The following is a 23,998-nucleotide window of genomic DNA, read 5'->3' as shown; positions in this document are numbered from 1 at the left end:
CGTCCTCACCGCTGCGGCGGCACCGGCGGTGGTGCCTGTGGACCGGCCGGCGGCACCGAGCCGCCGCGCCGCGCTGCGGCGCTGGCGGATGCCGCGCTCTCGCCGAAGGTGGCGCGGGCGATCTCGCCGATGCCGGCGAGCGAGCCCAGCACGCTCGAGGTTTCGATTGGCAGCATCAGCACCTTCTGGTTCGGCGATTCCGCGAGTTGGCCGAACGCCTTGATGTATTTGTCGGCGATGAAGTAGTTCAGCGCGGCGACGTCGCCCTTGGCGATCGATTCCGACACCATCTGGGTCGCCTTGGCCTCGGCCTCGGCGAGACGCTCGCGCGCCTCGGCGTCGCGGAAGGCGGCCTCGCGGCGCCCCTCGGCCTGCAGGATCTGGCCCTGCTTGGCGCCCTCGGCGCGCAGGATCTCCGACTGCCGCTGGCCTTCCGCCTGCAGGATATCGGCGCGCTTGACGCGCTCGGCCTTCATCTGCCGGCCCATCGCCTCGACGAGGTCGGCCGGCGGCACGATGTCCTTGATCTCGATGCGGTTGACCTTGACGCCCCACGGCGACACCGCGGCGTCGACCACCCGCAGCAGCCGCTCGTTGATCTCGTCGCGATGCGACAGCACCTGGTCGAGGTCCATCGAGCCCATCACCGAGCGGATGTTGGTCATGGTCAGCACCGTGATCGCCTGGTTGAGATTGGCGACCTCGTAGCTCGCCTTCGCCGCATCGAACACCTGGTAGAACGCGACGCCGTCCACCGTCACGGTGGCGTTGTCCTTGGTGATCACCTCCTGCTCGGGGATGTCGATCACCTGCTCCATCATGTTGATCTTGCGGCCGATGCGATCGAAATACGGCACGATCAGATTCAGGCCGGGCGACAGCGTGCGGGTGTATTTGCCGAACCGCTCGATGGTCCAGTCGAAACCCTGCGGGACGGTCTTGATCCCGGCGAATAGCGTAACGATGACGAGAAGAACGAACGCAATCGCGAAAATGTCGAAGCCAGTCATGAAGTCCTCCAGAGCCGGCGAGACCGTCGCCAGGCGCGCTCGTGCATTGGTCGGCACGACCGCGGCGCCGGTTCAGGCCGGCTGTCGTTCTACCTAGCACATTGGAAGCTGCTGTCGGACTACCAGATGCAACCGAATAGCCGGTCCTGCTGTCACCGATCGTTAACAATCCGATCCGGGCCTTGCTAGATCCACCCTTGTTAGATCCAGCCGTGTTAAATCCAGCCTTGTTAAATCCAGCCTTGGAGCTCACGCAGCACGAGCTGGCGGATCACGGCCATGCCGGGATCGCTGTCGTTGAGACAGGGGACCGCGGCGAACTGCTCGCCGCCATTGTGCCGGAATATCTCGGCGTTCTCCTGCGCGATCTCCTCCAGCGTCTCCAGGCAATCGGCGGAGAAGCCGGGCGTGACCACGGCTACGCGCCGCACGCCGTCCTTGGCCAGCTTCTCGATTGTCTTGTCGGTATAGGGCTGCAGCCACTCGGCATTGCCGAAGCGCGACTGGAAGGTGAGGATCAGCCTGACGGCATCGAGCCCGAGCCGCTTGCGCAGCGCGTTTGTGGTGGCGATGCATTGCGCCTGATAGGGATCGCCCTTGTCGACATACTCCTTCGGCATGCCGTGGAACGAGGCGACGATGATCTCGGGCTGGAACGGCAGTGTCGCGAGATGCGCATTGATCGAAACCGCAAGCGCCTCGATGTAATCGGGGTCGTCATAATAAGGCGGCGTCACCCGCAGGATCGGCTGCGCGCGCATGCCGGCCAGCACGCGAAACGCCTCGTCGCAGACCGTCGCCGACGTCGCCGCAGAATATTGCGGGTAGAGCGGCACCACCAGGAGCCGGCCGCAGCCCTGCGCCGCCAGCGCCTCGATCCGCTCCTTGATGGAGGGATTGCCGTAGCGCATCGCCCAGTCGACCACGACGTGATCGTGATCGGCGATCGCCTCCGCCAGCTTGTCGGCCTGCGACCGCGTGATGGTCTTCAGCGGCGACTCGTTCCTCTCGGTGTTCCAGATCTTCAGATAGTCGCGCGCCTTGCGGGCCGGGCGGACGCGCAGGATGATGCCGTTGAGGATCAGCTTCCAGAGGAGGCCCTGATCCTCGATCACCCGCGGATCGGACAGGAATTCCCTGAGATAGACCCGCACGCCCGCGGCGTCCGCCGTATCCGGCGTGCCGAGATTGACCAGCAGCACGCCGACGCGTTCCGGCTTCGGCGCCGCAGCGGACTTCGGGCTCTCGAACGGAATTACCGTGCTCATGATGGCCTTGCAGCTAAAGTCCTTCGCCCTGGGGGCTTTGGGCTTCGCGCGTTGCTCCAACCTTGTCAAGCCGAGTGCGGGTTGGCTACGTTCCGCTCCGTGAATGAGGGGGAACCATGACGATCGCCGAATGGTGCGTCTTCGGGACGCTGATGCTCTCGCTGCTGACGGTCGTATCGGTGAAATGGATCGGCTTCCGCGGGTTCGACAATTCAAGACCGCGCGATCCCGACTTCTACGACGACCCGATCCGCTCGCGCGCGCTCGGCGCCCATCAGAACGGCCTCGAAGCGTTGCCGTTCTTCGGCTTCGCCGTGCTGCTCGCCGAATTCCGCGTCGGCCCGCTGCGGCTGATCGACGAGCTCGCCGTGCTGTTCCTGATCGTGCGGATCGCCTACGTCTTCACCTATATCGGCAATCGCCCGACCCTGCGCTCGATCCTCTGGAGCATCGGCTTCGCCATCAACATCGCGATCTTCTTCCTGCCGGCGATCCGGGGATATCTGGCGCGGTGAGCCCAACTCTCTTCCCGTCATCCTGAGGAGCCGCGAAGCGGCGTCTCGAAGGATGAATCGGCCACCGGCCGGGCCGTCCATCCTTCGAGACGGCGCTGACGCGCCTCCTCAGGATGACGGATAACTTGAAGTTAGGACCTCAAAGGCACGTCGCCCGCTCGGCTGCGACATAACCGAACAACAGCCCGAGCCCGAACAGCAGCACGAGACCCGCGGCGGCGAACTCCAGGCCGCGCATGATCAGCATGCCGCCGCCGTCGCGCGCCGCACTCAGCCGCTCCGCGACGCCGCGCGCCGACACCGCGATGAGTGCGATTGCCGCCACCGTGATGGCGGTGCCGAGCCCCATCACGAAGGTCGCTGCGATGCCGGCCCAGAACAGGCCCTGCGCCAGCGCGAACACCAGGACCAGGATCGCGCCCGAGCACGGCCGGATCCCGACCGTGAGGATCGCGCTGATGCCGCGCCGCCAGCCGCCGGGTCCTTCAAGCTCGGCCGGCGTCGGCCCGTGCGAATGGCCGCAATGCTCGTCATGGACGTGGCTCGCGTCATGCCCATGATCGTGGCCGTGGTGATGGTCGTGATCGTCGTGCGCGTGATGATGATGGTGATCATGGCCGTGGTGATGGTGGTCATGATCGTGCTGCTGCGCGCCGGCCAGCGCCAGCGCCGGACGCGGCACCTGCAGCGCACGGACAAAGCCGCCGCCCTTGACCCAGACCAGCCGGGCGCCGAACGCCGCGATCAGCGCGTAGCTCGCGATCTCGATCGCCTTCTCCGCTCCGCACATCGTGTTGGCGGTCGCGTTGAGCAGCCAGGCGCAGACGCCCACGATCAGGACGGCGACCAGCGATTGCATCAGCGCCGAGGCGAACGACAGCACAATTCCGCGCCGCGCGGTCTCGCGGTTGGCGACCATGTAGGACGAAATCACCGCCTTGCCGTGACCGGGCCCGGCGGCATGGAAAATCCCGTAGGCGAAGGAGATCGCCAGCAGCGTCCAGACCGCCGAGCCATCGGATTTCGCGGCGCGGATGGTCTGCGACATCTCGCGATAGAACTCCGACTGTTTGGCCAACAGCCAGCCGACCAGCCCGCCCTGCGGCTCGGCCGCGCGCGGCGCGCCGAACGGATTTTGCGCCAGCAGCGCATGCACCGTACCGTCGAGCAGCGCGAGCGCCGCGAGCACGGCAGCAGAGACGGCGAGGCCGCGCATCACGCGGGAGGCGATCGGCGTCATGGGCAATCCACCGTGATCTTGTTGGCGAACATCATCGCAAAATTGCCGGCACTGCCGTCGAGGAAGTTCTGCTCGCCGAGCTTCTGCGCGGCGGCGGTACCGTCGCTGTTCGGCCGCTCGAACTGCATCTTGCAGTCGGCCGCGGCGCCGACCAGCTTGACCGGCTCCTTCTCGGCGAACTGGAAGTCGATGAAATAGGTCGGGTCGAACACTTCGAGCGAGAGCTGTTTGGCCTTGAACGGCGTCTTCACCGGCAAAGTGAAGTGCAGCGTCAACGCCGAATCCTTGTATTCGAGGAAGTAGTCGACCGGCTCGGTGAACTTCTGCTTCTTGCCGTCGCCCTTGGCGAAGGTGAAGTAGGCGTATTCCTTCAGCGACTCGACATTGGTCTGGGCCAGCGGCGCCAGCTCCTCGCGGCTGAAGGCGCCCTTCACCTTGGTCTCGATGCCCTGCAGCGCATAGGTCGAGAACATGTCGTCGAAGGTCCAGGCATGCCGGACCGCGGTGATGGTGCCGTCGGGCGCGTAGATCAGCTCGCTTTTGGCTGTGATCCAGACATGCGGATGCGCCCAGGCCGCCGCCGTGCCGAGCACGACGGACACCGCCAACGCGAACCCGGCGATCAGCCGGTTCAGGGACGGCCGCACCGTCAGGCCGCCTCAGACGTCTCGAGCAGCCCGCGCCGGCGCAACAGCGCGTCCGGTTCGGGCTCGCGGCCGCGGAACGCGACATAGGCCTCCTCCGGATCGCGCGAGCCGCCCGACGAATAGATGTCGTCATGCAGGCGCTTGGCGGTCGCCGGATCGAAGATGTCGCCGGCCTCCTCGAACGCGCCGAACGCGTCGGCGTCCATCACCTCCGACCACATGTAGCTGTAATAGCCGGAGGCGTAATGGTCGCCGGAGAAGATGTGGCCGAACTGGGTCGGCCGGTGCCGCAGCGAGATTTCGGCGGGCATCCCGATCTTCTCCAGCTCCTTCTGCTCGAAGGCGCGGACGTCCCAGCTCGCCGCCGCCGGCTGGGTGTGGAACTCGAGATCGACCAGCGCCGAGGAGACGAACTCCACGGTGGCAAAGCCCTGGTTGAACTTGCGCGCGGCGAGGAAGCGCTTGAGCAAATCGTCCGGCAGTGCCTCCCCGGTCTGGTAGTGCCGGGCGAAGCGCTGCAGCACCTCGGGCCGCTCCTGCCAGTGCTCGTAGAGCTGCGACGGCAGCTCGACGAAGTCAGTGAAGACAGATGTTCCAGACAGTGACGGATAGGTCACGTCAGAGAGCATGCCGTGCAGGCCGTGGCCGAACTCGTGGAACAGGGTCCGCGCTTCGTCCGGCGACAGCAGCGCCGGCGCGCCGTCGGCGCCCTTGGCGAAGTTGCAGACATTGATGACCAGCGGCGCGACGCCGCCGTCGAGCTTCTGCTGGTCGCGCAGCGAGGTCATCCAGGCGCCGGAGCGCTTCGAGGGCCGCGCGAAGTAGTCGCCGTAGAACAGCGCCTTGTGTTTGCCGTCGCGGCCCTTGACCTCCCAGACCCGGACATCCGGGTGCCAGACCGGGACGTCCTTGCGCTCCGCGAAGGTGACGCCGAACAGGCGGGTGGCGCAGTCGAAGGCGGCCTCGATCATGTGGTCGAGCACCAGATAGGGCTTGATCGCGGAATCGTCGAAATTGGCGCGGCGCTGGCGCAGCTTTTCGGCGTAGTAGCGCCAATCCCAAGCGGCCAGGGCGAAATTGCCGCCCTCTTCCGCGATCAGCGCCTGCAGCGCGTCGCGATCGGCGAGCGCCCGGACCCGCGCCGGCTTCCAGACCCGCTCCAGCAGGCCGCGCACGGCCTCCGGCGTCTTGGCCATGGAATCCTCCAGGCGGTAGGCGGCATAGGTCGGGAAGCCCAGGATCTTGGCGGTCTCCTCGCGCAGCCTGAGGATCTCGACGATGGTCGCGTTGTTGTCGTTGGCGTTGCCATTGTCGCCGCGGGCAATGAAGGCCTTGTAGACCTTCTCGCGCAGGTCGCGCCTCTGCGAGCTCTGCAGGAACGGCTCGACCGAGGAGCGCGACAACGTCACGATCGCCTTGCCCGGCATGCCGCGCTCTTCCGCCGCAGCCTTGGCGGCCGCCACAAACGTGTCGGAGAGGCCGGCGCGGTCGCCCTCGCCGAGCTCCATGAACCACTCCTGCTCGTCGCCGAGCAGGTGGTGGCTGAACGTGGTGCCGAGATGGGCGAGCCGCTCGTTGATCTCCGCCATCCGCGCCTTTGCGGCCTCGTCGAGCCCGGCGCCGGAGCGGCGGAAGCGGGTGTAGGTGCGCTCCAGGAGCCGCATCTGCTCGCCGGTCAGGCCGAGCGAAGCGCGCTTCTCGTGCAGCATGGCGATGCGGCCAAACAGCACAGCGTTCATCATGATCGGATTCCAGTGCCGCGCCATCCGGGGCGAGACCTCCTTGTCGATCTCCAGGATCGCCGGGTTGGAATGGGCCGAAACCAGGTCGTAGAACACCGCCGAGACCTTCGACAGCAGCTTGCCGGAGCGCTCCAGCGCCGTGATGGTGTTGTCGAAGTCGGGCAGCGCCGGATCGTGGGTGATCGCAGCCACTTCGGCCGAATGGTCGGCGAAGGCCTGCTCGAAGGCGGGCAGGAAATGCTCCGGCTTGATCTCGGCGAAGGGCGGCGTCTCGAGCGGCGTCTGCCCACGCCTTCAGGAGGGGGTTGGCAAGAACCTGATCGTTGGCTTCTGCGCTGGTTTCTGACATCGAAAATCCCGTTTTTCGCCCTGAAAATGCGGCCCACTCTATATCACGCGATACGGCATTTTTGGGCCTTTTGCGCTTGATAGATGGGCTCTTTTCGGAGAGATTGCGCCCCCTGAACAGGACCTATTTCATGAGCATGCAGCCCACAGCCTCTGGCAATCGCACCATCGCCTGGCCGAGCGTCATCACCGTGATCTCGGCCGCGATCCTGATCGGCGCGGAAGTGTTCGGCGCGGCGTTCGCCGGCGGCTGGGCGCTCGCGATCCTGTTCGGGCTCGACGATGTCGCCGCGCACATCCTGCAGGCCGTGCTGTTCGGCATCGGCGTCCTGATCATGATCGCCTTCATCCGCGCAGCTCAACGCGTCGAGCCGTTCACGCGTCGCGCGTGAGCCTCGTGCGATTCGAGAAAGTGCTGCGGCACAGGGCTAAAACGCACACGCTTCGTTAGTCATTCTTAACAGCCGTTCATCTTCAACACGGGCTGCGCGCGAGATCGCAAGCACGCGTTAGGGAAATTTGCCGCTATCGCAAAAAAATTCTTGCGCCGCGAAGTCAAAAGACTTATTTCCTGCCTTGCCCAATTTCGCACGTGCCTGTGGTCGTGTGTCAGTCGGTAGGTATCCGGACAAGAGGCCGGACAGCCGCCAAGGGGTGGAAGAACCGAGGGTCGCTTACGTCCGAGAGGACACGAGGCGGCCAGCATCTCTCTCCAGGGATGCCGCGTTGAAGGTCTCGCCACTCTTTGCAACCGTGACTGGCAGCCGGAGGCGAACCGGCGCACCCCGCTCTCAACGGGGGACGCGACTTAAAGCAACGACGGATCGGGCTTTTTTGGTCTCTACCGGCATTCCAACGCCGGCGCGGGCTACTGAAAAGGCTTGTCCTTCATTGCCAGGTGTGCGGGCGGGAAACTCTCCCAACCAATCCACGGCAGCACAGTCTGGTTTGAGTTTTTCGGCTTCGTTGCGCCTCCATCGCGCGATGTGGCCGGAGCGCTCTTATCCGACGTCACGTTGATACGGATCCCGTCGCTGGGGCCGTTGGAGAGTGCCATGACTGAACGTATCCAGGAATTCCTGCGCAACCGCCGCAGCGAAGGTCTCGACACCGAGCCGTGCCTCGTCGTCGACCTCGAGGTCGTGCGCGACAACTACCAGACCTTCGCCAAGGCGCTGCCGGACAGCCGCGTGTTCTACGCGGTCAAGGCCAACCCGGCGCCCGAAGTGCTCTCCCTGCTCGCCTCGCTCGGCTCCTGCTTCGACACCGCGACCGTTGCGGAGATCGAAATGGCGCTGGCTGCCGGTGCGACGCCGGACCGCATCTCCTATGGCAACACCATCAAGAAGGAGCGCGACATCGCGCGCGCCTTCGCGCTCGGCATTCGCCTGTTCGCAGTCGATTGCGCCGCCGAGGTCGAGAAGGTCGCCCGCGCCGCTCCCGGCGCCAAGGTGTTCTGCCGCATCCTCTATGATTGCGCCGGCGCCGAGTGGCCGCTGTCGCGCAAGTTCGGCTGCGACCCGGAGATGGCGGTCGAGGTGCTCGACCTCGCCAAGCGCCTCGGGTTGGAGCCGTGCGGCATTTCGTTCCATGTCGGCTCGCAGCAGCGCAAGGTGAAGGCGTGGGACCGCGCGCTCGCGATGGCGTCGACCGTGTTCCGTGACTGCGCCGAGCGCGGCATCAACCTCACCATGGTCAACATGGGCGGTGGCTTCCCGACCAAGTATCTCAAGGACGTTCCGCCGGTCGTGCAGTATGGCCGGTCGATCTTCCGCGCGCTGCGCAAGCATTTCGGCAACCAGATCCCGGAGACGATCATCGAGCCGGGCCGCGGCATGGTCGGCAATGCCGGGATCATCGAGACCGAAGTCGTTCTGATCTCGAAGAAGAGCGACGAGGACGAGGTGCGCTGGGTCTATCTCGATATCGGCAAGTTCGGCGGGCTCGCCGAGACGATGGACGAGTCGATCCGCTACGCCATCCGCACCCCGCATGACGGGGCCGACATGACGCCGTGCGTGCTCGCGGGCCCGACCTGCGACTCTGCCGACGTGCTGTACGAGAAGCTGCCGTATCCGCTCCCGGTGACGCTCGAGATCGGCGACAAGCTGCTGATCGAAGGCACCGGCGCCTATACGTCGACCTACTCGTCGGTGGCCTTCAACGGCATTCCGCCGCTCCGAACCTACCACATCTGACCCGCCTCTTATTCGAGGCCTGAACCGGGAGCCGGCTCCGCCGGCTCCTCGCCGAACCATTTTTGAATTTTCGAACGACGCTTGCCGCGGCGTACGACCGGCCGTTGCGAGCGAGGACTGACGTGCCATGACTGCTAAACGGAACACCCCCGTTGCCCTCATCCGAAATGCCGCTCCGTTCGCGATCCGTGCGGAGCGGGCTTCGGACGTCGTCGCGCGCGAAGCGCTGCTGGATGCCTGCTTTGGCGACAAACGCCATACGCGCACCTGCCAGCGCCTGCGCGACGGACGCGCGCCCGCCCAAGGCCTGAGCCTTGCGGCCGTGCGCCAGGACGGCCGGCTGGTTGGAACCGTGCGGCTGTGGCACGTCAGCGCGGGGGGCCGCAGCGCGCTGATGCTGGGGCCGCTGGCCGTCGATGACGACTGCCGCGGCCTCGGCGTCGGCGCAGCGCTGATGCAGCGCGCGCTGGCCATAGCGAAGGCCCGCGGCCATGGCGCCGTGATCCTGCTCGGCGATGCGCCCTACTACGCCCGCTACGGCTTCACCGCCGCCGGGACCGGCGAATTGTCGCTGCCCGGCGCGTTCGAGCGCGAGCGGCTGCTCGGCCTCGAGCTGGTCGAGGGGGCGCTGGACGGCGCCTGGGGCATGATCACGCCGACCGGCGCGCCGCTGCCCAAGAAGGCATCTCGGACCCGCAAGGCACCGCTTGCCGTGCCGCACGCGGCGTAGGCGGGCGCCATGACAGAGAACCTTCCCGCAATCGACGGCGCGCGCCCGCGTTGGCGCGGCCTCGTCACCACCGTGATGCTGATCCTGATCTCGGTCATGATCGTCAGGGACATCCTGATCAGGCGCTGGACCGGCGCACCGCCATCGCCGCCGGACGCCACGCAGCAGTCCCACTAACCACCGGCCGCAGGGCCGAAATCCAAGCGCCGAATCCTAGGTTCGAATCCAAGGGGTTGCGCGGGCGGCAAGAATGCCCGTAAACCCCGCGCAAAGCCATTTTTCCGTCGAGGTCCAGCATGCCCCGCCGCCTGATTTCCACCGGCTCGCCGTTCGAAAAGACCGCCGGCTACAGCCGCGCCGTGATCGACGGCGACTTCGCCTTCGTCGCCGGAACCACCGGCTACGACTACACCACGATGACCATGCCGGCAGATGTCACGAGCCAGTCACGGAACTGCTTCAAGACCATCGAAGCCGCCCTCAAGGAGGGCGGCTTCGCGATGGCCGACATCGTGCGTGCGACCTACTACCTCACCGACGTCAACGATGCGGACGCTCATTTCGCGGTCTGCGGCGAAGTCCTCGGCGACATCCGCCCGGCCGCAACGATGCTGATCGTCGCGGGACTCTTGAAGCCCGAGATGAAGGTCGAGATCGAAGTCACCGCAAAGCGACGCAACCCCTGATCCACTCTACCCGCCGCTCGGCGCTCCTGGAGAAAATGATGAGCCCCTCCTCGCAGATCTACGCGAAAATCACCGGCCCCATTGTCATGATCGGCTTCGGCTCGATCGGCAAAGGCACGCTGCCGATGATCGAGCGGCATCTCGATTACGACAAGTCGCGGGTCACCGTGATCGACCCCAAGGACGAGGGCCGCAAGGCGCATTGCGAGAAGCAGAACGTCAAGTTCATCCAGAAGGCCGTGACCAAGGACAATTATCGCGAGTTGCTGACGCCGCTGCTCACCGAAGGCGGCGGCCAGGGTTTTTGCGTCAATCTCTCGGTCGACACCGGCTCGACCGACATCATGGAGCTCTGCAACGAGCTCGGCGCGCTCTATATCGACACCGTCAACGAGCCCTGGCTCGGCTTCTACTTTGATTCCTCAAAGGGCCCGGAAGCGCGCTCCAACTACGCGCTGCGCGAAGTGACGCTGGCCGCCAAGAAGGCGCGCCCGGCGGGTTCGACCACGGCGGTGTCCTGCTGCGGCGCCAATCCCGGCATGGTGTCGTTCTTCGTCAAGCAGGCGCTGCTCAATGTCGCCGCCGATCTGAAGCTCAATGCTCCCCGGCCGAAGACCAAGGCCGAATGGGCCGACCTGATGCGGCAGGCCGGCATCAAGGGCATTCACATCGCCGAGCGCGACACCCAGCGCTCCAAGACGCCGAAGGAGCCGGATGTCTTCGTCAACACCTGGTCGGTGGAAGGCTTCCTGTCGGAAGGCGTGCAGCCGTCCGAACTCGGCTGGGGTACCCATGAGAAATGGATGCCCGAGAATGCGCGGACCCACGAGGCCGGCTGCGGCGCGGCGATCTATCTGATGCAACCCGGCGCCAACACGCGCGTGCGCACCTGGTGCCCGACCCGCGGCGCGCAGTACGGCTTCCTCGTCACCCACAACGAGTCGATCTCGATCTCGGACTACTTCACGGTGCGTGACGCATCAGGCAAGGCGATCTACCGGCCGACCTGCCATTACGCCTATCATCCGGCCGACGACGCCGTGCTGTCGCTGCACGAAATGTTCGGCCGCGCCGCGAAGATGCAGGAGAAGCACCACATCCTCGACGAGAACGAGATCGTCGACGGCATCGACGAACTCGGCGTGCTGCTGTTCGGCCACGACAACAATGCCTACTGGTACGGCTCGCAGCTCTCGATCGAAGAGACCCGCGCCCTCGCGCCCTACCAGAACGCCACCGGCCTGCAGGTGACCTCCGCCGTGCTCGCCGGCATGGTGTGGGCGCTGGAGAATCCGAACGAGGGCATCGTCGAGGCCGACGAAATGGATTTCGATCGCCTGCTGGAGATCCAGCTGCCGTATCTGGGCCCGGTGAAGGGTTTCTACACCGACTGGACCCCGCTGACGGATCGTCCGGGACTGTTTCCGGAAGATATCGACACCAGCGATCCCTGGCAGTTCAAGAATATCCTGGTGCGCTAATAAGCGCGCCACAGCTGGAGACGGAAATGCCCGGCCTCGCGCCGGGCATTTTGCCATCTGGCGCCGCTCACCTCGCCATGTAGTCGAACGCCACCGAGCCGAGGCCGAGCGTCAGGTCCGCCTTGTAATGCAGCGCCGACACCACCTCGCGCACCGGCAGGCGTGCGACGTCGCACAGCGCGTGCGGAAACAGGCCGAGCGCGGCGGGACCGGTCCAGGCCTCCTTCAGCACGATGTCGCCGAGCTGAAAGCGCACCAGCTCGCAGATCCGCGGGCTGCCGTCGACATGCGGGATGATCTTCAAAATGAAGTTCGGCGCCTTCATCGCATTCAGCACCGTGTCGTGATCGACCTTGCGGTACTTGTAGCCCATGGTGGCGGAAGCGCAGAGCACCGAGCCGTAATGCAGCGAGCCGACCAGGACGTCGCTCTCGACCGCGATCTTGGGCCGCGCCAGCTTCTTCGGAAATCCCCACAGCTCGCGGCCGCCGGCGATCGGGGCCTCGTCGTCGAGATACATCGCATGGGTATAGGCGCCGAGCTCGCCCTTGAAGCGCACCGGGATCACCTGCCCGGTCTCGGTATAGTCGCCGAAGCCGGTCGAGTCCGGCATGCGGATGAACTCGTACTTCACCACGGGCTCGGCAACCTCGAGCGGCTCCGGCACCACGGCCGCCAGCGCCTCCGGGTCGGTCTTGTAGGTGATGATGAAATATTCGCGGTCGAAGAACCGGTACGGCCCCGGCGGAAATGACGGGTTGGTGAGCGGCATCGAATAGGCGGTGCGCCGGACGTCTTCGATCTTCATGGAAGGCCCCATCTGTCGTTGGCAAGACGACGGATTATGGCGGGCGGGGCCGACGGAGGCGAGACCGTATAATCGGCAGCATCAGTCAAATGCGCGTCACACGCTAGAGGCAGCGGCGCGGCTATTTCTTCTCGATCGGCGGCGCGGTCTTCTCGGCGGGCGCCGGCGGCAGCACCGGCTTGGCGCCGGCCTTCTGCGCCTCGTCGTCGGGGCGGGCCGGCTGCGGCGCCGGGGTGGTCGGCCGCTCGCCACCGGGCTTCGACTCGGCCGGAGCGGTCGTCTTCTGCGGCTCTGGCGTCGGCGTCGTCTGCAGCGGCTGGGTCGCCTGCGCCATCTCCTGCGGCGGAGCGGCGTTGATCGCGTGCAGCGACAGCGCCGCAATCGCGACGCCCGCCGCGACCAATGTCGAGGCGATCAGCACGTCTTTCCGCAGTTTGCGCCGATCAGCAGCCATCCCGTTCACCCGCATCATGTCAGCGGGGTCAACGATCCGGCCGACGCATGGTTCCTGCGCGCCGCCGCCCGGAACTCAATCGGTGGTGCTGATCTCCCAGGTCGCGTGGCGCACGCCGGGCAGATGCTGCAGGTCGACCACCACGGCATTGAGCTCGTTGGGTTCGACCGCGGTGGAGACCAGCTCCGCCACGATCTCGAGGAAGTCGTCGCCGGCCTCGACCACGTTGACATCGGCGACCGGATAATTCGCGGCCTCGAGCTTCTCGACCAGGCGATCGCGCATGTCGGGCAGCGCGTCGGAAGTGACCGCGAGCTTGAAGTAGTAGGTCGCCTCCAGCGCCTTCTCGTTGAGCGGGATTCGATTGATGGCGTTGACCAAGGGACGCAGCAGCGTGTTGCCGGCGATCACGAACACGGTCAGCGCCGCCGCCTGCGCCACCAGATCGGCGCCGGCGCAGGAGCCGACCGCGGCCGAGGCCCACAGCGTCGCCGCGGTGTTGAGACCGCGCACGTCCATGCCCTGCTTCATGATGACGCCGGCGCCGAGGAAGCCGATCCCCGACACCACATAGGCGATCACCCGCACCGCGCCGTCGGCACCGGCGAGATGCATCGCGAGATCGACGAAGGCGGCCGCCCCGACCGCGACCAGCACATTGGTGCGCAGCCCCGCGGTACGCTGCCGGTACTGCCGCTCGGCGCCGATCAGGGTGCCGAGCACGAAGGCTGAGGTCAGGCTGACCAGCGTGTCGAGGAAGTCTGCGAGCTGGAATGTCGTCAGGAATCGCATGGCGCTGCCCCGGCGCGAGCTTCGGATGCAGCGATCTCTTACATTTCCAGGATGCCCGCGTCACCATCTTCCGTGCCGAAGGCGAGCAGCGTGCCCTTGGCATTCCATCCGAGCGCCGACACCGCCGCGCCGGTATTCCGGCGCACCAGGATCTCGGCGCCGTCCTCGAGGCGGACCATCAGCACGGTGCCGTCGGCATAGCCGACCGCCATGATGTCGTTCTTCGGATGGCAGGCGACCACCGCGACCCGCGCCGGCATCGGCGCCAGCATCGCCGGCTCCTTGCCCATCGGGCCGTCCTTGCTGGTGAACGGCCAGACGATCACGGTATCGGCGCCCGAGGTCGCGAGCCCCTTGCCGCCGACGCTCCACGACATCGAGCGCACCCGGCCGGGATAGCCGCTCATCCGCATGTGCCGGTTATCCGCGAGCCGCCAACCGTGCATCGCAGCCTCGTGCATCGCCGTGACCAGGAACTTGTTGTCGGGGCTGAAGGTGACCGCGAGATGCGAGCCGGCCCATTCCAGGAATTCCGGATTGGCCGCCATGTTGGGAAACCACAACGTCACGCCGTTGTAATGCGCGATCGCAAGCCGCAGGCCCTTCGGCGCGAACGCCAGCCCGCCGACGGTCGACGGCACCTCGAAGGTTTTCTCCTCGCCCTTGGGATTGCGCACGAACGCGGTCTTGCCCGCCGACCACGCCACCGTGCCGTCGCTGTGCAGCGCGACATTGTCGATCCAGCGCCGCTTGGCGTCGGTCGCAATCGTTGCGGTCTCGCCCTTGGCGTCGATTGCGATCAGCTTGCCGTCATCGCCGCCGGTGACGAGCCGCTTGCCGTCGGAGGCCGCGCACAGGATGGCGCCGAAATGCGTCTCGGTGCGCGTGATCTCGCCGGCGGCGGTCGCGATCGCGACGCTCTCCTCCGCGCCGACGAAGAACGCGCGATCGCCGAGGAAATGCACCGAGCCGACCGCCGCGCCCAGAGCGAGCTGCTTGACGCGATCGGTGATCGAAACAATGGAGGAAGCGGCCTCGCCCGGATCGAACTCTTTCATCACGCGGTGATGCACTGCTCGAAGCCGTCGCGGATCGCCTGCTCCGGCAATTCGCGACCGATGAACACGACCCGGCTTTCGCGCTTCTCGCCGTCCTTCCATTTCCGCTGGTGATCGCCTTCCAGCATCATATGGACGCCCTGGAACACGTAGCGATCGTCATCGCCGGTGAAGGCGAGAATGCCCTTCGAGCGCAGAATCTTCTGGCCCTCGGTGGCGACGAGGTTCTGCAGCCATGGCATGAACTTGTTCGGATCGAGCGGCTTCTCCGAGCGCAGCGACAGCGATTGCATGTCCTCGTCGTGATAGTGCTTCAGCCCGCCATGGCCATGGCCATGGTCGTGATCATGGTGGTGGTGATCATGGTCATGATGATCGTGGTCATGGTCGTGATCGTCGCCGGCTTCGAGGAAATCGGGCTCGATCTCCAGGATGCGGTCGAGGTCGAACGCGCCGCGCTCCAGCACGTCGGTGATCCCGACCTGGCAACGCTCGGTGCGGTGCAGCTTGGCGTACGGATTGATGCCGCGGATGCGGGCCTCGACCTCGGCGAGCTCGGGCTTGGAAACCAGGTCGGTCTTGTTCAGCACGATGACGTCGGCGAACGCGATCTGGTTCTTGGCTTCCGGCGCGTCCTTGAGGCGGTCGCTCAGCCACTTGGCGTCGGCCACCGTCACCACGGCGTCGAGCCGGGCGTTCTTCTGCACGTCCTCGTCGACGAAGAAGGTCTGCGCGACCGGCGCCGGATCGGCAAGGCCGGTGGTCTCGACGATGATGGCGTCGAACTTGCCCTTGCGCTTCATCAACCCGTCCATGATGCGGACGAGGTCGCCGCGCACCGTGCAGCAGACGCAGCCATTGTTCATTTCGAACACTTCCTCATCGGCGCCGATGATGAGGTCGTTGTCGATGCCGATCTCGCCGAATTCGTTGACGATGACGGCGTATTTCTTGCCGTGGTTTTCCGACAGGATGCGGTTCAACAGCGTGGTCTTGCCGGCGCCGAGATAGCCCGTCAGCACGGTCACTGGAATTTTTTGCGAAGCTTCAGCCATAACAACTCCGAAGGAACTCTTTGTTTGAGCATGATCTTATCGGAAAACCGGACCCCACTTTTCCGGATCATGCCAGGCGGCGCTCGACTCGGCAGGGAGGCCCCTGCCCTAGTTGGCGAGCGCGCTGGTCAGGGCCTTTATATTGTGCCTGACCATATCAATGTAAGTGGGTGCATCGCCCTTTTCGCCCGTCAGACTGTCCGAATACAGCGTCCCGCCGACCCGGGCGCCGGTCTCGGCCGCGATCCGCTCGATCAGGCGGGGATCGCTGATATTTTCGAGAAAAACTGCCGGAATTTTCGCGACCTTGATCTGGGCGATGATGGCGGCGATATCGCGTGCGCTGGGCTCGGAATCGGTGGAGACCGAGAGCGGCGAGAAGAACGTGATCCCATAGGCGTCGGCGAAATAGCCGAATGCGCCGTGGGTCGAGATCACCTTGCGCCGCGGCTCCGGCACTTTGGCCACCGCCTCACGCACCTCGCGGTCGAGCGCCTCGAGCTTGGCCAGATAGGCATCGGCATTGGCCTTGAAGGCGGCCGCCTGGTCGGGCGCCACGGCGATCAGGCCGTCGCGAATATTGACGACATAGATCTTGGCATTGGCCACCGATTGCCAGGCATGCGGATCGTCATGGCCGCCCATCTTCCGGGGCATGATGCTCTTGGTCGCGACCGCGACCGGCGCCTTGCTGCCGGAGGCCTGCAACAGCCGCGGCATCCAGCCCTCGAAGCCGAGGCCGTTGATGACCAGCAGCCTGGCATCGGCGACCTTCTTGGCGTCGGCCGGCGTCGGCGCGTAAACATGCGCGTCGCCATCGGGCCCGACCAGTGCCGTCACGTCGACGCTGTTGCCGCCGACATTGCGCACCATGTCGGCGAGGATCGAGAAGCTCGCCACCACATTGATGCGATCGGCGGCGCGCGCCGGTCCGCCCGCCAGCACCAGCGCCAGACCGATCAATCCAAACAACCGCCGCATTGTCGTCATGCCTCGAGATGGCGGCCGGGGAACAGCTGCCGCACCAGGCCGCTGACATTGCCGAACAGCAGCGACACAACATAGAGCCCGGCCGCGACCAGGATGATCGCGGGGCCGGAGGGAATCCGGGTCTGGTACGACAGCACCAGCCCGGCATAGCCGGACAGCATCGCGCTCGCCACCGCGATGCAGATCATGGTGGTGATATCGCGCGACCAGAAACGCGCGATGCCGGCGGGCAGGATCATCAACCCGACGCCGAGCAGCGTGCCGAGCGCGTGGAAGCCGTTGACGAGGTTGACCACCACCAGCGCCAGGAAGGCGAGATGTGCCGGCGCGCCGGCCCGACTCACGGTGCGCAGGAACACCGGATCGACGCATTCGATCACCAGCGGCCGATAGATCACCGCGAGCACCAGCAGCGTGATGGTGGCATTGAACGCGATCACCAGCAATGTCTGGTCGTCCATCGCGAGGATATTTCCGAACAGCACGTGCAGCAGGTCGATATTGGTGCCCTTGATCGACACGATGGTGACGCCGAGCGCAAGCGAGACCAAGTAGAAGGTCGCGAGCGAAGCGTCCTCCTTGAGCTCCGTGGTGCGGGCGACGAGGCCGGCGAGCAGCGCGACGGCAAAGCCTGCGATCAGGCCACCGGTGGTCATCGCGAACAGATTGAGTCCAGAGATCAGGAAGCCGATCGCGGCCCCCGGCAGGATCGCATGCGCCATGGCGTCGCCGACCAGGCTCATCCGCCGCAGCATCAGGAACACGCCGATCGGCGCACCGCCGAGCGACAGCGCGATCACGGCCGCGAGCGCGCGGCGCATGAACTCGAATTCGGTGAAGGGCGTGATCAGCGCGTCGGTCAGCATCGGCATCAGGCGGCTCGCGAACGTGGATCGGCGGCGCAGGCGCCGGCCTGGTCGTCGAACGCCTCGCACATCCGCATCGCGACTGTCAGATTCTCAGGGGTCAGCGCCTCGGCGGTCGGCCCCCATTCCACCGGGCCGCGTGCCAGGAGCAGCGTCTCCGGGAAATTGTTGCGCACCATGTCGAGGTCGTGCAGCGCCGCCAGCACGGTACGGCCCTCGCCGTTCCAGCGCTTCACCAGCGCCAGGAGGTCGGCGGTGGTCTTGGCGTCGATGGCGTTGAACGGCTCGTCGAGCACGATCAGGCGGGCATCCTGCAGCAACACGCGCGCGAACAGCATGCGCTGGGTCTGGCCGCCCGACAGCGTGCCGATCGGGCGGTTCTCGAACCCGTTGAGGCCGACCGCGGCGAGCGCCGCCAAAATCTTGTCGCGCGCGGCCCTGCCGATGCCGCCGAAGAAGCCGGTCGAACGCCACAGCCCGGTGCCGACGAAATCGAACACCGAGATCGGGAACGTTCGGTCGATGTCGGCGGATTGCGGCAGGTAGGCGATGTCGCGGTGCTCGAGCCCGTCGAGATCGATCACGCCGGACAGCGGCTTCAGCACGCCGGCAATGCCGCGCAACAGCGTCGACTTGCCGGCGCCGTTCGGACCGATCACGGCAAGCAGCGCACCGGCCTCGACCGCACCATTGAGATGATGCACCGCCGGGTGGCGGTCATAGCCGAGGGTAACGTCGCGGAAGGTGACAAGCGGGCTCATCGGCTTACCTCATCGCCAGCCAGACGACGGCCCACAGGCAGGCCGAGACCGCGAGCGCGGCGGAGAACCTGGCCGGCACCGGCATGCGCAGGATCGACCAGTGCGCGGTCTGGGCCGGGTGCGCGTGGGGGCCATGGCCATGCCCGTGGGGATGTGCGTGGCCGTGATGGTGGTGGTCGTGGGTGTGCGTCTGCGCCATGGGGAGACTGTTATATTATAACATAACGCAAGTCCACCGACGAGGAACTCATGGCCGATCCGCAGAACCGGGGGAGATTTGCCCCATAAAGCCTGAATGGCGGTCCCTCCCCAAGTCGTCCCGGCGCAGGCCAGGACGACGATGGGGACAGTTCTGGATTCAAGATGCCTCACAACGCGGTGTCATCACCCGCGAAAGCGGGTGATCCAGTATTCCAGAGGCGGCTGTGCTTGAGTCGAGAAGCCGCGGCGTACTGGATCGCCCGGTCCCGTCTACGCCAAGGCTTCGACGAGGCAAGCAGTCCGTGGCGCGCCGAAGCTTTAGCGGAGGCGGCGAGCCGGGCGATGACAGTTGAGGATGAGGACGCGGCTTCGCATTCTCGCGACATGTCTTGCCCGAGCTTTGATCGTCATTTCGCCGCTCTGAAATCAGAGGGCGCAGGGAAAGCCGGGTGCCGATCGCACCCATGGGTCCCGCGTAATGAAAAACGCGGGAGGTAGGACCACAGGTGTAACCGGAAACATCCCGGCTTTCCCTGCGCGATGGTTTTACGGCTTATACGTGCTCGCCCCGGTGAGACTGGGCTTGTTTGTCACCGTCGCCGCGAAACGCTGTCGCATCTCGCGGGAGACACCTGCCGCTAGGGCGTCAGGTCTGCACGACTTCGCCGTCCGCCGCATTGTGCACGTCGTCAGTGCGCAAGCAGCGTCCACCGCATCTCACCGCAACACTCCTGACGATGCGCAGCGCCCCTCGATCGGGTGAGACGGACCCATTCAACACCTGAGTTGGGTCCGATGTCAAGTTAAATTCTGCAAATCGGAAGGAAAGCGCGTGCGGATCGAAGCACTATTTTGTTAACGCCTGCCCGGCATGATTTCCGCCTTGCCATTTGATGGGGCGAGGCATGTCGGACCAATGGACAACTTACGCATTGTGGCAAGCCGACCCTGAAGCTGCGCTGTCGGAAGCGGAGCGGCGCGTCGCGGTCTGCACCGAACGACATGATGAGGGTCTGACGCTCGGCGGCCTTGACCTCCAACGGCTTCCCGACGGTATTTCGGCACTGACATGGCTGCGCAATCTGGAGATCTACGGCTGCAGGGTCACTGATTTCTCGCCGCTCGCACCGCTGTCGAACCTGGAATCCTTGCAGATCGGATCGATGAAATGCCCATTTCCGGGCCTCGACTTCATGTCGGGCTGGACCGGCCTGCAAGTGCTCGAAATCCTTACACCGTCGGCGATCGATCTGAAGCCCGCGGCCGATTGCGCGCCGCTGAAGCGCTTGCATGTCTGGTGCACCCAGGGTCGGATCGACCTGCTCAATCTCGATGCGCTCGCGACCCTGCAGGGACTCGAATTTCTATCACTCAATGGCGTGCAGTCGGCGCGCTTTGACGTGATCGGGCGATGGCGCGAATTGAAGGTCGTTCTGCTGTTTGGAACTGGGCTGTCCACGCTGGCAGGCTTTGAAAATCTGCATCGGTTGAACAGCCTGAGTGCCACCGAGTCGTCGGTCACCGACCTGTCGCCGCTCGCCGGCCTGACAACGCTCGAAGAACTGAACCTTCGCGGCACCCAAGTTAGCGATGTGTCGGCACTGGCCGGTCTGCCCTCGCTGAACAGCCTCGACGTCTCGAAGACCCAGGTTTCCGATCTGTCGCCGCTGCGGCCGTTCGCCGAATGTCAGCGCGAATTCGATCAAATGAAGCGTGCGGAGAATTCGTTCTGGGTGTTCAAGGGCCTGGAGCGGCTTAACATATCGAACAGCAAGGTCAGCGACATTTCCGCGATCGCGCATCTCGACGGCATCAGATACCTCGATCTCGGCGAGACCGCGGTTTCGTCGATCGATCCACTGCACGATTGCAAGACGTTGTGGAATTTGAACATCGCGGGGAGCGCGGTAACCGACCTCGGACACCCCGGCTCGCTCTCCCAGCTGCAATCCATCAACGCATCGAAAACCCGGATCAGGAGCTTGCAGGCGCTCGCGCCTGCGTCATCACTGCAGACGTTGAACATCGCTGAAACTGATGTATCCGACCTGACGCCGATACAACGCGCCCATGAATGTCGATCGCTCGATCTGCGCGGCTCGCAGGTGGCCGATATCAGCCAGATCATCGATATCGGCAAGAATCAGGCGGACCATCGCTATTCGTCCGAAGCGCTGGATTTCCGCGATACGCCGGCCTCGCGCGCAAGCGAACGATATGCAGAGCTCGCTGCCCTGGCGGACGCCAACCCGACGACCTGCTTCTTTGAAACGAAACGCCATCTACAGGCGATGGCTTGCCCCCGCGCAGCACCGCCCCGGCGCGGATTCTGGAGCGCATTGATCGGCCGCCCGCGATCCTGACGTCCTTGGCGTGCCATGCTGTCAGCCGGAGTGCCGTAGGACGCCGTCCGATCAGCGCCGGCTACGGAGAGCGGGGCATGGGAAAGCCGGGCGGAACGGCGTTAGGGCTCGACGTTATCCCCTCGTCATTCCCCGGTGCGCAATTGCGCACCTGAGGGCTCGCGAAGCGAGAGCCCGGAACCATTCATCAACGGAGCATGCGGCCCGATGGATTCCGGGCTCGTGCTGCGCACGCCCCGGAATGACGACGGGGAGAGACGTGCTCACGCCTCGCGTGCGTAACCCTTCAACTTCGCCTGCAGCACCGCGAGCACCTGGTCGCGGACCGGGTCGCGGGAGCCTTTCAGCCAGGCGGCGGCGAGCGGCAGGCGGCCGGCGGGGCTGCCGCGCCTGAGCCTGAGGGGAACGAAACGCACGCCCGGAATCGCCATCCGCGCGGTCCAGCGCGGCACGATGGCGACGCCGAGCCGTGCGGCGACCATGTTGACGATGGTCTGCTTCTCGTCGGCGATCTCCTGGATGCGCGGCGTCAGCCCCGCCTCGTCGAACAGTTTTGTCGTGAGATCGTGGCTGTGCGGCCGCGAGCGGCGCTCCGGCACGATCAGGGGCTGATCGGCGATATCGGGCAGCACGATCTGCTTGCGACGCGCCAGAGGATGCTTGTGCGACAACGCCACCACCGCGGTCTCCTGCAGCAGCGGGACGAACTCGATACGGCGGTCGGGCCGCTCCGGCGGGCGCACGAAGGCGAGATCGAGCGCACCCGACAACAGCTTGGGCAGCAGCCGGATGGTCTTCTCCTCGAGCAACTGCACGGCAACGTCGGGATGGGCCGCGCGGAGATCGCGCAGCAGCGGCGGCAGCAGGCCGGCCGCGGCGCTGTCGATCGCGCCGATCCGGAAGCGCCGCGCCTGCGGCTTGCGCAGCCGGCGGCGAAAGCCGTCCTCGATCGCCTCGGCGCGCCCGAGCAGCGCGCGGCCCTCGCGCAGCAAAGTGGCGCCATCCTCGGTCAGCGACACCGCGCGCGTCGTGCGCGCGAACAGCCGCACCCCGAGATCCTCTTCCAGCAGCTTGATGTGGCGGCCGAGCGCCGACGGCATCATCTGCAGCCGCTGCGCCGCGCGGCCGAAATGCAGTTCCTCGGCAGCCGCCACGAAGCAGCGAAGCTGGTGCAGTTCCAAGACGGACTCCTCCCGCACACCCGCCGTCATTGCGAGGAGCGAAGCGACGAAGCAATCCATCGTTCCGCATCTGCGGTGACAATGGATTGCTTCGCGGAGCCTGTCATCCGGCGGCGCTTCGCGCCGACCGGGTGGCTCGCAATGACGGGGGCGATTATATCATTTTTTTGTATAAACCGGCGCAGATTGAACCGGAAGGGCCCGCCCCTCTAGGCTTCCCGGTGGCGCGGCGGAATGCGCCGTCCCAACAAACAACACGAACCCCCGAGGAAGCCCATGGAAAGCGAGCTTGGCACGCGCGTGTTGCGCAAGGTCACCCTGCGCATCGTGCCGTTCATCATGCTGCTGTACTTCGTGGCCTTCATCGACCGCGTCAATATCGGCTTCGCCTCGCTGACCATGAACAAGGACATCGGCCTGTCGCCGACGGTCTATGGCTTCGGCGCCGGTATCTTCTTCTGGGGCTACTTCTTGTTCGAGGTGCCTTCCAACATCATCCTGCACAAGATCGGCGCGCGGATCTGGATCGCCCGGGTGATGATCACCTGGGGCCTGGTCTCGGCGGCGATGGCGCTGGTGCAGGGCGCGACCAGCTTCTACGTGCTGCGCTTCCTGCTCGGCGCTGCGGAGGCCGGCTTCTTCCCCGGCATCATCCTCTATCTCTCCTACTGGTTTCCGGCGCGGCAGCGCGCCGCCGTCACCGCGCTGTTCATGGCCGCGGCGCCGCTCTCGACCCTGCTCGGCTCGCCGCTGTCCGGCGCGCTCTTGGAGATGGACGGACTGCTCGGCTTCAAGGGCTGGCAGTGGCTGTTCGTGCTGGAGGCGGTGCCCGCCGTGCTGCTCGGCTTCGTCGTGCTCGGCTTCCTCACCGACCGGCCGGAGCAGGCCAGATGGCTCGCCGATGACGAACGCGCCTGGCTGGTCAGGACCATGAAGGCGGAGACTGACGGCAAGGCCACGACCGCGAGCCACAGCATCTGGCGCGGGCTTGCCGACCCGCGGGTGCTGGCGCTGGCGCTGGTCTATTTCGGCACCTCGGCCGGGCTCTACACACTCGGCGTGTGGGCGCCGCAGATCATCAAGGCGTTCGGCCTGTCGTCGCTGCAGGTCGGCTTCCTCAACGCGGTGCCGGCGACGGTCGCCGTGATCGCGATGGTGCTGTGGGCGCGGCACTCCGACCGCAGCGGCGAGCGCACCTGGCACGTGGTGCTGGCCTGCCTGACGGCAGCGGCGGGGCTCGCGCTTGCAGGACTATGGACCGGGCTTGCCGCGGTGATCGCGGCGCTGACGCTGGTCAATATCGGCATCTCCTCGTCGAAGCCGCCGCTGTGGAGCATGCCGACCATGTTCCTGTCGGGCTCGGCCGCCGCGGCCGGGATCGCCACCATCAACTCGATCGGCAATCTCGGCGGCTTCGTCGGGCCTGCGATGATCGGCTGGATCAAGGACCGCACCGGCAGCTTCGACGGCGGTCTGTATTTCGTCGCCGGCCTGCTGGTGCTGTCGGCCGTGCTCACGCTGCTGCTGGCGCGCGCGCAGAGCGGGCCGGCGGCCAGTCCCGAACCCAATCCTGTGCGAACCCGCTAACAATCCATCCGGAGAAA

General features: G+C 65.6%; 23 protein-coding genes and 1 pseudogene. 9 read left to right on the top strand and 15 right to left on the bottom strand.

The features are described 5' to 3' along the window. Window positions 1-5 precede the first annotated feature (5 nt). Together ACVW17_RS13305 and hemH are read right to left on the bottom strand one after the other, a co-directional pair. Entirely contained in the window at window positions 6-1,010 is a 1,005-nt protein-coding gene (locus ACVW17_RS13305) for an SPFH domain-containing protein (RefSeq protein ID WP_456752312.1), read from the bottom strand. Between the two features lie 230 nt (window positions 1,011-1,240). Continuing rightward, window positions 1,241-2,278: a ferrochelatase gene (gene hemH / locus ACVW17_RS13300; RefSeq protein WP_456752311.1), complete on the bottom strand. Its 1,038-nt coding sequence runs from the start codon at window positions 2,276-2,278 to the stop codon at window positions 1,241-1,243. Between the two features lie 116 nt (window positions 2,279-2,394). Here hemH and ACVW17_RS13295 point away from each other — a divergent pair, with 116 nt between their 5' ends. After that, the gene (locus tag ACVW17_RS13295; protein ID WP_456752310.1) at window positions 2,395-2,793 is read left to right on the top strand and encodes an MAPEG family protein; all 399 of its coding nucleotides are present in this window, start codon (window positions 2,395-2,397) and stop codon (window positions 2,791-2,793) included. A gap of 139 nt (window positions 2,794-2,932) precedes the next feature. Here ACVW17_RS13295 and ACVW17_RS13290 read toward each other — a convergent pair whose 3' ends face one another. From ACVW17_RS13290 to ACVW17_RS13280, 3 genes and pseudogenes are all read right to left on the bottom strand, one after another. Continuing rightward, on the bottom strand, window positions 2,933-4,033 hold the full coding sequence (locus tag ACVW17_RS13290) for a nickel/cobalt transporter (RefSeq protein WP_456797190.1): 1,101 nt from the start codon (window positions 4,031-4,033) through the stop codon (window positions 2,933-2,935). Continuing rightward, window positions 4,030-4,668, bottom strand: a complete 639-nt coding sequence (locus ACVW17_RS13285; protein ID WP_456756415.1) for a DUF1007 family protein — start codon at window positions 4,666-4,668, stop codon at window positions 4,030-4,032. Before ACVW17_RS13285 ends, ACVW17_RS13290 begins: the two co-directional genes overlap by 4 nt. A 14-nt stretch (window positions 4,669-4,682) precedes the next feature. After that, window positions 4,683-6,771: pseudogene (locus ACVW17_RS13280) on the bottom strand (M3 family metallopeptidase). Between the two features lie 130 nt (window positions 6,772-6,901). On the opposite strand from ACVW17_RS13280, the gene ACVW17_RS13275 reads away from it, so the two are divergent. Further along, the gene (locus tag ACVW17_RS13275; RefSeq protein ID WP_456752307.1) at window positions 6,902-7,162 is read left to right on the top strand and encodes a hypothetical protein; all 261 of its coding nucleotides are present in this window, start codon (window positions 6,902-6,904) and stop codon (window positions 7,160-7,162) included. Window positions 7,163-7,638: 476 nt separating this feature from the next. On the opposite strand, the gene ACVW17_RS13270 is transcribed toward ACVW17_RS13275, so the two are convergent. Next, window positions 7,639-7,827, bottom strand: a complete 189-nt coding sequence (locus ACVW17_RS13270; RefSeq protein ID WP_212012021.1) for a hypothetical protein — start codon at window positions 7,825-7,827, stop codon at window positions 7,639-7,641. On the opposite strand from ACVW17_RS13270, the gene ACVW17_RS13265 reads away from it, so the two are divergent. From ACVW17_RS13265 to ACVW17_RS13245, 5 genes are all read left to right on the top strand, one after another. Beyond that, window positions 7,826-8,968 (top strand): type III PLP-dependent enzyme, encoded by a 1,143-nt coding sequence (locus ACVW17_RS13265; protein ID WP_456752306.1) that lies wholly within the window; start codon window positions 7,826-7,828, stop codon window positions 8,966-8,968. The two genes, ACVW17_RS13270 and ACVW17_RS13265, sit on opposite strands and share 2 nt — an antisense overlap. A 127-nt stretch (window positions 8,969-9,095) precedes the next feature. Further along, on the top strand, window positions 9,096-9,698 hold the full coding sequence (locus tag ACVW17_RS13260) for a GNAT family N-acetyltransferase (RefSeq protein ID WP_456752305.1): 603 nt from the start codon (window positions 9,096-9,098) through the stop codon (window positions 9,696-9,698). Window positions 9,699-9,707: 9 nt separating this feature from the next. Continuing rightward, the gene (locus ACVW17_RS13255; protein ID WP_456752304.1) at window positions 9,708-9,875 is read left to right on the top strand and encodes a hypothetical protein; all 168 of its coding nucleotides are present in this window, start codon (window positions 9,708-9,710) and stop codon (window positions 9,873-9,875) included. 119 nt (window positions 9,876-9,994) lie between these two features. Next, window positions 9,995-10,384, top strand: a complete 390-nt coding sequence (locus ACVW17_RS13250) for a RidA family protein (RefSeq protein ID WP_456752303.1) — start codon at window positions 9,995-9,997, stop codon at window positions 10,382-10,384. 38 nt (window positions 10,385-10,422) lie between these two features. Then, a complete protein-coding gene (locus ACVW17_RS13245; RefSeq protein ID WP_456752302.1) occupies window positions 10,423-11,865 on the top strand; it encodes a homospermidine synthase in 1,443 nt (480 codons plus the stop codon). Between the two features lie 67 nt (window positions 11,866-11,932). On the opposite strand, the gene ACVW17_RS13240 is transcribed toward ACVW17_RS13245, so the two are convergent. The 8 genes from ACVW17_RS13240 to ACVW17_RS13205 all read right to left on the bottom strand — a co-directional run bounded on the left by ACVW17_RS13240 (window position 11,933) and on the right by ACVW17_RS13205 (window position 18,649). Continuing rightward, on the bottom strand, window positions 11,933-12,673 hold the full coding sequence (locus ACVW17_RS13240; protein ID WP_456797189.1) for an acetoacetate decarboxylase: 741 nt from the start codon (window positions 12,671-12,673) through the stop codon (window positions 11,933-11,935). A gap of 121 nt (window positions 12,674-12,794) precedes the next feature. Continuing rightward, the gene (locus ACVW17_RS13235; RefSeq protein WP_456752300.1) at window positions 12,795-13,127 is read right to left on the bottom strand and encodes a hypothetical protein; all 333 of its coding nucleotides are present in this window, start codon (window positions 13,125-13,127) and stop codon (window positions 12,795-12,797) included. A gap of 75 nt (window positions 13,128-13,202) precedes the next feature. After that, window positions 13,203-13,919 (bottom strand): MgtC/SapB family protein, encoded by a 717-nt coding sequence (locus ACVW17_RS13230; RefSeq protein ID WP_456752299.1) that lies wholly within the window; start codon window positions 13,917-13,919, stop codon window positions 13,203-13,205. Window positions 13,920-13,957: 38 nt separating this feature from the next. After that, window positions 13,958-14,977, bottom strand: coding sequence for a WD40 repeat domain-containing protein (locus tag ACVW17_RS13225; protein ID WP_456752298.1), 1,020 nt, complete (start codon window positions 14,975-14,977; stop codon window positions 13,958-13,960). After that, a complete protein-coding gene (locus ACVW17_RS13220; RefSeq protein WP_456752297.1) occupies window positions 14,977-16,032 on the bottom strand; it encodes a CobW family GTP-binding protein in 1,056 nt (351 codons plus the stop codon). Before ACVW17_RS13220 ends, ACVW17_RS13225 begins: the two co-directional genes overlap by 1 nt. Window positions 16,033-16,140: 108 nt before the next feature. Then, window positions 16,141-17,013 carry a metal ABC transporter solute-binding protein, Zn/Mn family gene (locus ACVW17_RS13215; protein ID WP_456752296.1) on the bottom strand — a complete coding sequence of 291 codons (873 nt, stop codon included), beginning with the start codon at window positions 17,011-17,013 and terminating at the stop codon, window positions 16,141-16,143. Window positions 17,014-17,018: 5 nt separating this feature from the next. Further along, window positions 17,019-17,888, bottom strand: a complete 870-nt coding sequence (locus tag ACVW17_RS13210) for a metal ABC transporter permease (RefSeq protein WP_456756414.1) — start codon at window positions 17,886-17,888, stop codon at window positions 17,019-17,021. Window positions 17,889-17,893: 5 nt separating this feature from the next. After that, window positions 17,894-18,649, bottom strand: a complete 756-nt coding sequence (locus tag ACVW17_RS13205) for a metal ABC transporter ATP-binding protein (RefSeq protein WP_456752295.1) — start codon at window positions 18,647-18,649, stop codon at window positions 17,894-17,896. 1,106 nt (window positions 18,650-19,755) lie between these two features. Between ACVW17_RS13205 and ACVW17_RS13200 the strand changes: the two genes are divergently transcribed. Next, window positions 19,756-21,213 carry a leucine-rich repeat domain-containing protein gene (locus ACVW17_RS13200; protein ID WP_456797188.1) on the top strand — a complete coding sequence of 486 codons (1,458 nt, stop codon included), beginning with the start codon at window positions 19,756-19,758 and terminating at the stop codon, window positions 21,211-21,213. A gap of 263 nt (window positions 21,214-21,476) precedes the next feature. Here the strand turns inward: ACVW17_RS13200 and ACVW17_RS13195 are convergent, their stop codons facing one another. Then, window positions 21,477-22,394 (bottom strand): LysR family transcriptional regulator, encoded by a 918-nt coding sequence (locus ACVW17_RS13195; RefSeq protein ID WP_456752293.1) that lies wholly within the window; start codon window positions 22,392-22,394, stop codon window positions 21,477-21,479. 276 nt (window positions 22,395-22,670) lie between these two features. On the opposite strand from ACVW17_RS13195, the gene ACVW17_RS13190 reads away from it, so the two are divergent. Next, a complete protein-coding gene (locus ACVW17_RS13190) occupies window positions 22,671-23,981 on the top strand; it encodes an MFS transporter (protein WP_456797187.1) in 1,311 nt (436 codons plus the stop codon). Window positions 23,982-23,998: the final 17 nt, after the last annotated feature.

The organism is Bradyrhizobium sp. USDA 4473 (assembly GCF_054063335.1).
Note: the sequence above shows the minus strand (reverse complement) of the source record. Positions and strands in the feature narration are given on the sequence as shown.